The following is a 7,098-nucleotide window of genomic DNA, read 5'->3' on the forward strand; positions in this document are numbered from 1 at the left end:
ATCTGCTGCGCCGAGATCTCGATGCACTCGAAGAGGCATGGGAGACAGCGGGTCTCGGTCCCGGTCGATTCCTGAAGGTGCAGTCCGCCGGCCCGTTCACCCTCGCCGCGCACGCCGAGCTGGCCGGGGGCCGGCGGGTGCTCACCGATCGCGGCGCCGTGCGCGACGTCGCCGAGTCCCTCGGCGAGGGCCTGGCGCGGCACGCCGCGGAACTGACCCGCCGCCTCGGCGCCCACGTGGTGGTCCAGCTCGACGAGCCTGCGCTGCCCGCCGTCCTCGCCGGGACCCTGACCGGACGCACGAAGCTCGAATCGGTGCCGGCGCTCCCCGAGCCGGAGGCGCAGCACCTGCTCGAGGCCGCGATCGCGGCGATCGGCCGCCCCGTCGCGGTGCACTGCTGCGCCGCCGACGTGCCCACCGGGTTGCTGCGCCGCAGCGGCGTCGACGCCGTCGCCCTCGACGTCGCGCAGCTCACCGCCGCCGACCTCGACGGTATCGGTGAGCTGATCGACGCCGGAACCACCCTCCTGCTCGGGCTGGTGCCGTCCACCGCACCCGACACGGCCGTCCCCACCTGGCGTGACGTCGCGGCCCCCGCGATCACGCTGATCGACCGGCTGGGCTTCCCCCGCGCCACGCTGCGCTCGGTGGGGGTCACCCCGCGCTGCGGCCTGGCCGGCGCCGATCCCACGTGGGCGCGCCGGGCGCTGCGCCTCGCCCGCGACGTCGCCGCCGCGTTCGCGGACGACCCGGAATCGCTCGGCTCCGCCGCGGCCGGGAACGTCGTATCGCTCGACTAGTCTTTCCGGCGTGAGTGAATCGACGGACGCGCCCACCCAAGCTCCGCCCGACGTGCGCGAGCGCTGGCAGCAGCTCGCGGAGGAGGTGCGCGAGCACCAGTTCCGCTACTACGTGCGCGACGCGCCGATCATCTCCGACGGCGCCTTCGACCAGTTGCTCGGCGCGCTGAAGCAGCTCGAGGACGACTACCCGGACCTGCGCGTCCCGGACTCCCCGACGCAGCTCGTCGGTGGGGGCTTCGCCACCGACTTCACCGCCGTCGACCACCTCGAGCGGATGCTCAGCCTCGACAACGTCTTCACCGAGGACGAGCTGCGCGCCTGGGTTTCCCGCGTCGAGGCCGAGACGGGTCCGGACCTGCACTACCTGTGCGAGGTGAAGATCGACGGCGTCGCGCTGAGTCTGGTGTACGAGGACGGCCGCTTGCGCCGTGCCGCCACCCGCGGCGACGGCCGCACCGGCGAGGAGGTCACGCTCAATGCCCTCACGATCGACGACATCCCCGAAAGGCTCACCGCCACCGAGGAATTTCCCGTCCCCCGGGTTCTCGAGGTGCGGGGCGAGGTGTACTTCCGGCTCGAGGACTTCCACGCGCTCAACGCCGCCCTCGTCGCCGAGGGCAAGGCCCCGTTCGCCAATCCGCGCAACACCGCGGCCGGATCGCTGCGGCAGAAGAACCCCGCGGTGACCGCGCGGCGCCGCCTCGGGATGATCTGCCACGGGCTCGGCCGCGTCGAGGGATTCGAGCCGGTGTCGCTGTCGCAGTCCTACGCCGCCCTCGCCGCCTGGGGGTTGCCCGTCTCCGGGCACACCGCCCGCGTCGTCGGCGTCGAGGAGGTCGTCGCCCGGATGCGGTACTGGGGCGAGCACCGCCACGACGTCGAACACGAGATCGACGGGCTCGTCGTCAAGGTCGACGAGGTGTCCCTGCAGCGCCGGCTCGGCACCACCTCGCGCGCACCCCGGTGGGCGATCGCCTACAAGTACCCGCCGGAGGAGGTGACCACCGCGTTGCTCGACATCCGCGTCAGCGTCGGCCGCACGGGCCGGGTCACCCCGTTCGCCTACATGGAACCGGTCACGGTGGCCGGGTCGACGGTCTCCCTCGCCACCCTGCACAACGCGGCGGAGGTGGCCCGCAAGGGCGTGCTCATCGGCGACACGGTGGTGCTGCGCAAGGCCGGTGACGTCATCCCCGAGGTGCTCGGCCCGGTGGTGGACCTGCGCGACGGCACCGAACGCGAGTTCGTCATGCCCACCGAATGCCCCGAGTGCGGGACACCGCTCGCCCCCGCCAAGGAGGGTGACGTGGACCTGCGCTGCCCCAACCAGCGGCACTGCCCCGCACAGTTGCGTGAGCGGGTCTTCCACGTCGCGGGCCGCGGCGCATTCGACATCGAGGCGCTCGGCTACGAGGCCGCCACCGCGCTGCTCGAGGCCGGGGTGATCGCCGACGAGGGTGACCTGTTCGACCTGACCGCCGAGGACCTGCTGCGGACGTCGCTCTTCCGCACCAAGGCGGGGGCGCTGTCCGCCAACGGCAAGCGCCTGCTGGCGAATCTCCAAGCAGCCAAGGACAAGCCGCTGTGGCGGGTGCTGGTGGCACTGTCGATCCGGCACGTCGGCCCGACCGCCGCACGGGCGCTGGCCACCGAGTTCGGCAGCCTCGACCGGATCCGCGGGGCGTCCGTGGACGAGCTCGCCGCCGTCGAGGGGGTGGGACCGACCATCGCTGCGGCCCTGGGTGAATGGTTCGCCGTCGACTGGCACGTCGCGATCGTCGAGAAGTGGCGCGCGGCGGGGGTGCGCATGCTCGACGAGCGCGACGAATCCATCGAACGCACCCTCGAGGGCCTGTCGATCGTGGTCACCGGATCGCTCGAGGGCTTCTCGCGGGATCAGGCCAAGGAGGCGATCCTGCTCCGCGGCGGCAAGGCGGCCGGTTCGGTGTCGAAGAAGACCGCGTTCGTCGTCGTCGGCGATGCCCCGGGAACGAAGGCCGACAAGGCGGCCGAGCTGGGCATCCCCGTCCTCGACGAGGACGGGTTCCGCCGGCTGCTCGAACTCGGCCCGGACGGCGTCTCGGGTGGCCAGGACGCGATCGAGGAGGAGTTCGGCGAGCTCGAGAGCTGACCGGCGGCCGGAGCCGGTGTGACGGAGATCGCCCGGAAACCGTTTGGGCGGAAGGGGCGGTCACTGGGATAGTCCTCCAGTGATCGAGATCAGACGCGTGAGCCCGGACGAGTACGACGCCGTCGGCGCCCTCACCGTCGACGTGTACGTCGGCGGCGGATTCGTCGAGCCCGACGACCCGTACGCCGAGCGTCTGCGCGACACCGCCGCCCGCGACAAGCACGCCGAGGTGGTGGTCGCGCTCGCCGACGGCGAGATCGTCGGGTCCGTGACGCTGGCGGAGCCGGCGTCGCGCTTCGCCCACATCGCCGAGAAGGGCGAGCTCGAGTTCCGGATGCTGGCCGTCGCGCCGTCGGCGCGGGGCCGGGGTGTCGGGTCGGCGCTGGTGCGGCACGTCCTCGACACCGCCTACGACCGCGGCGATCGCGCCGTGGTGCTCTCCACGCAGCCGGACATGGTCGACGCGCGCCGCATCTACGACCGCAACGGATTCGTCCCCGTCCCCGAGCGGGACTGGGCGCCGGTGCCCGGCGTCGAGCTGAGCACCCTGGTCCGGGAGCTGGTCTGAGCCGTTCCGCTCAGCCGAGGACGGTTCCGATGATGCCGGCCAGGTAGCCGAGCCGGGCCACCTCGGACGGGCGGAACTCCGGGCCGCCGGGCCGGCCGAGCATCAGCACCCGGCCCTGGGTCCCCAGGGGCGCCGCCGCCAGGGTCGTGTTCATCGCTCGCCACAGGTCGGGCACCCACTCGCCCTCGTGGTCGAGCAGCATCGGCTTCTCGAGCGGCATCCACGGCACCTCCGCCGGCCGGGTCTCGGGGGCGCCGGAACTGCCGACCACCCGGTACACCCCGTACGGGCCGGTGTCGACGACGGTCGCCCAGCCGACGCGCAGCACCCGGGGCGCCCCGTCGACGAGCACCTGCAGCCGATCGTGGCGCGCGGTGGCGACCTGATCGATCAGCTCGAGTTCGCGGTGGGTGTCGAGGATTCCCGCATAGGGACGGATCGAGTCCACCGTCACGCCCTCGAGGCGTTCGGCGGCCGTGATGAGCGTGTCCGGCAGCGACCCGGCGTCGACGTCGACGACGAGATCGTCGATCGCGAAGCCGGCGCCGCGTTCGACGACGTCCAGCGAGAGGATGTCCGCACCGACCGAACCGAGCGCGACGGCGAGTGAACCGAGGCTGCCCGGCCGGTCGGGAAGCTGGACGCGTAACAGGTACGACACGTGCGTCCTTTCCCCGATTCCGAAGCCACGGCCGAGGCGCTCGGCCGGCGACGGACACCATCTTTTCACCCCCGCAGCACCGCCGGATGCCGGTCCGGCGGTGCTGCGCCGAGACGGGACAGGAAACCGCCGGTCACGCGGTCGTTGTCACACGAACGACACAGGTGTTTCTCCGAACTGCAACACGGCGGGCGGGCGGCGCGGGTCCGGGGAACCGGCGAAACCGTCCCGGTCGGCACGCACTACCCTGGACGGGACGTTCGTTTCTTCATCGGAAAGGGGTCACCGAAGGTGCCTGCCATCTCCCGTGACGAGGTCGCGCACCTCGCCCGGTTGTCCCGGCTCGCGCTGACCGACGCCGAACTCGACGAGTTCGCCGGCCAGCTGGATACGATCCTCAGCCACGTCAAGGCCGTGTCGGAGGTGGCTGCGGACGATGTGGCGCCGATGGCCAACCCGAACGCGGTGACCAACGTGACCCGCCCCGACGAGGTGCGCCCGGGCCTGACGCCGGAGCAGGCGCTCGCCGCCGCGCCGCTCGTCGAGGACGGCCGCTTCTCCGTCCCGCAGATCCTGGGGGAGGGCGAATGAGCGCCGACCTGACCCGGCTGGGCGCGGCCGACCTCGCCGACCGCATCCACTCCGGCGACGTCTCGTCGGTCGAGGTCACCCAGGCTCACCTCGACCGCATCGCCGAGGTCGACGGCGACTACCACGCCTTCCTGCACGTCGCGGGGGAGCAGGCGCTGGCCGCCGCCGCGGAGGTCGACCGCGCGGTCGCCGCGGGCGAGAGCCCGGCGTCGCCGCTGGCCGGCGTGCCGATCGCCCTCAAGGACGTGTTCACCACGACCGACATGCCCACTACGTGCGCCTCGAAGATCCTCGAGGGCTGGATGTCGCCGTACGACGCGACCCTGACGACGAAGCTGCGGCGGGCCGGCATCCCCATCCTGGGCAAGACCAACATGGACGAGTTCGCGATGGGATCGTCCACCGAGAACTCCGCCTTCGGTCCCACCCGCAACCCGTGGGACACCACCCGGATCCCCGGTGGTTCCGGCGGCGGCTCCGCGGCCGCGCTGGCGTCCTACCAGGCGCCCCTGGCCATCGGCACCGATACCGGCGGCTCGATCCGCCAGCCCGCCGCCGTCACCGCCACGGTCGGCACCAAGCCCACCTACGGCACGGTCTCCCGGTTCGGCCTCGTCGCGTGCGCGTCGTCGCTCGACCAGGGCGGCCCGTGCGGCCGCACCGTGCTCGACACGGCGCTGCTGCACGAGGTGATCGCCGGCCACGACCCGCGCGACTCCACGTCGGTGGACGCGCCCGTCCGGCCGGTCGTCCGGGCGGCCCGGGAGGGCGCGCAGGGCGACCTGAAGGGCCTGCGCGTCGGCGTCGTCAAGGAGTTGCACTCGGACAGCTACCAGCCGGGCGTGCTGGCGTCCTTCGACGCGGCCGTGGCCACGCTCACCGAACTCGGCGCCGAGGTCGTCGAGGTCTCCTGCCCGCACTTCGAGTACGCGCTCGCCTCGTACTACCTGATCCTGCCGTCCGAGGTCTCCTCCAACCTCGCCCGCTTCGACGCCATGCGCTACGGCCTGCGCGTCGACGACGGCACGATGAGCGCCGAGCAGGTCATGGCCGCCACCCGGGCCGCCGGGTTCGGTAAGGAGGTCAAGCGCCGCATCATGATCGGCACCTACGCGCTGTCCTCCGGCTACTACGAGGCCTACTACGGGCAGGCGCTCAAGGTCCGCACCCTCATCGCGCGGGACTTCGAGAAGGCGTACGAGCAGGTCGACGTCCTCGTCTCGCCGACCAGCCCGTTCACCCCGTGGAAGATCGGCGAGAAGGTCGACGATCCGCTGGCGATGTACCTGTCGGACCTGTGCACGCTGCCGACCAACCTCGCCGGGCACTGCGCGATGTCCGTGCCGTCCGGGCTGTCCGCCGACGACGGGCTGCCCGTCGGCCTGCAGATCATGGCCCCGGCGCTCGCCGACGAGCGCCTCTACCGCGTCGGCGCCGCGTTCGAGGCCGCACGCGGCCCGATCGTCGCCTGAGTCCGGCCGAGGCCCGGTGCGCCGTCCCGGTCAGGGGTGGTCGCACCGGGCCTGGTCCGGGCCGTAGCGGTGCCCGTGACCGGGGGCCGCGTCCAGCGCCACCGGCAGGTCCAGCGTCGCCTGCACGAAACTGACCACCGGCAGCCACCGCGGCACGGGCGCGTCGCGTCGCGCTCGGGACAGGTCGGGCGGGGACCACAGCAGCGACGGCTGCCACCACACCACCGGATCCGACGTGTTCGCGGTGACGATCGCTCCGGCCGTGCGCACCGCGCCGGCCGGCGGACCCGCCCAGATCGCCGCGCAGGGACCCGCCGCGGCCGATGCGTGGTCGGCGAGCGCGGCGCTGCCCCCGATCGACCCGAGGCTCTGCCCGTACACGTGCAGCTGCGGGCGCCGGACCGGGTCCAGGGTGTCGAGGTGGGCGCGCACGGCCGTCAGGAGGGCGCGGGCCGACGCCGCGGCCGCGTTCCGGTCGAACAGGAACGTCACCCAGCTCGGCGCGGCCGAGTACTGCTGCGCCACGAGCGCGACGTCGCCGCCGAACACCGTGTCGAACCCCCGCACCGCGCCGGGGTCGATCCAGCCCGAGCCGGTGGGCACCGCCACCACGACGTGGGCGCGGGCGAACCCACCGGCGCGGTCGAGTTCGCGCACGGCCAGCGCGGCGCGCGAGCGGGCGTCCGCAGCGGATCCGAGCCCCACGTACGTGCGGATCGCGCCGGGATGCGCGTCGAGGGTCACGAAACGGCGGCCCTCGTCGCCCAGGGACTCCCAGGACACCAGGGACGACGGACTGCCGGCCACCGCGGCGGCGACGGGCCTCGCGACCGGGTCTGCCTGCCCGAGCCCCACGGGCACAATCGCGACGC

The 7,098-nt window shown here is 73.0% G+C and carries 7 protein-coding genes; 5 read left to right on the top strand and 2 right to left on the bottom strand.

Annotation, left to right across the window (positions count from 1 at the left end; translation table 11 throughout):
• From CQZ88_RS01950 to CQZ88_RS01960, 3 genes are all read left to right on the top strand, one after another.
• A partial coding sequence (locus CQZ88_RS01950) for a methionine synthase (RefSeq protein ID WP_258008415.1) occupies window positions 1-800 on the top strand: 800 nt, incomplete at its 5' end.
• A gap of 10 nt (window positions 801-810) precedes the next feature.
• Complete coding sequence (ligA, locus tag CQZ88_RS01955; protein ID WP_102799165.1) at window positions 811-2,934, top strand: NAD-dependent DNA ligase LigA; 2,124 nt, start codon at window positions 811-813, stop codon at window positions 2,932-2,934.
• Between the two features lie 79 nt (window positions 2,935-3,013).
• Window positions 3,014-3,502, top strand: a complete 489-nt coding sequence (locus CQZ88_RS01960) for a GNAT family N-acetyltransferase (RefSeq protein WP_029544443.1) — start codon at window positions 3,014-3,016, stop codon at window positions 3,500-3,502.
• Window positions 3,503-3,512: 10 nt separating this feature from the next.
• Here CQZ88_RS01960 and CQZ88_RS01965 read toward each other — a convergent pair whose 3' ends face one another.
• Window positions 3,513-4,163: a hypothetical protein gene (locus tag CQZ88_RS01965; protein WP_006942337.1), complete on the bottom strand. Its 651-nt coding sequence runs from the start codon at window positions 4,161-4,163 to the stop codon at window positions 3,513-3,515.
• Between the two features lie 291 nt (window positions 4,164-4,454).
• Between CQZ88_RS01965 and gatC the strand changes: the two genes are divergently transcribed.
• Together gatC and gatA are read left to right on the top strand one after the other, a co-directional pair.
• Window positions 4,455-4,754: an Asp-tRNA(Asn)/Glu-tRNA(Gln) amidotransferase subunit GatC gene (gene gatC, locus CQZ88_RS01970; protein ID WP_029544440.1), complete on the top strand. Its 300-nt coding sequence runs from the start codon at window positions 4,455-4,457 to the stop codon at window positions 4,752-4,754.
• A complete protein-coding gene (gene gatA, locus CQZ88_RS01975) occupies window positions 4,751-6,226 on the top strand; it encodes an Asp-tRNA(Asn)/Glu-tRNA(Gln) amidotransferase subunit GatA (RefSeq protein WP_102799166.1) in 1,476 nt (491 codons plus the stop codon). The genes gatC and gatA overlap by 4 nt, the downstream gene beginning before the upstream one ends.
• Before the next feature lie 30 nt (window positions 6,227-6,256).
• Here the strand turns inward: gatA and CQZ88_RS01980 are convergent.
• Window positions 6,257-7,098: alpha/beta-hydrolase family protein (locus tag CQZ88_RS01980; RefSeq protein ID WP_180986924.1), on the bottom strand; the 842-nt coding region annotated here is incomplete at its 5' end.

It is taken from the genome of Rhodococcus sp. ENV425 (assembly GCF_002887785.1).
In the GTDB taxonomy this organism is placed as follows: Bacteria; Actinomycetota; Actinomycetes; order Mycobacteriales; family Mycobacteriaceae; genus Rhodococcus; species Rhodococcus aetherivorans.

Excerpts from the sequence above, each read along its gene's own strand:
- gatA (WP_102799166.1), top strand. The coding sequence starts at position 4,751 with ATGAGCGCCGACCTGACCCGGCTGGGCGCGGCCGACCTCGCCGACCGC.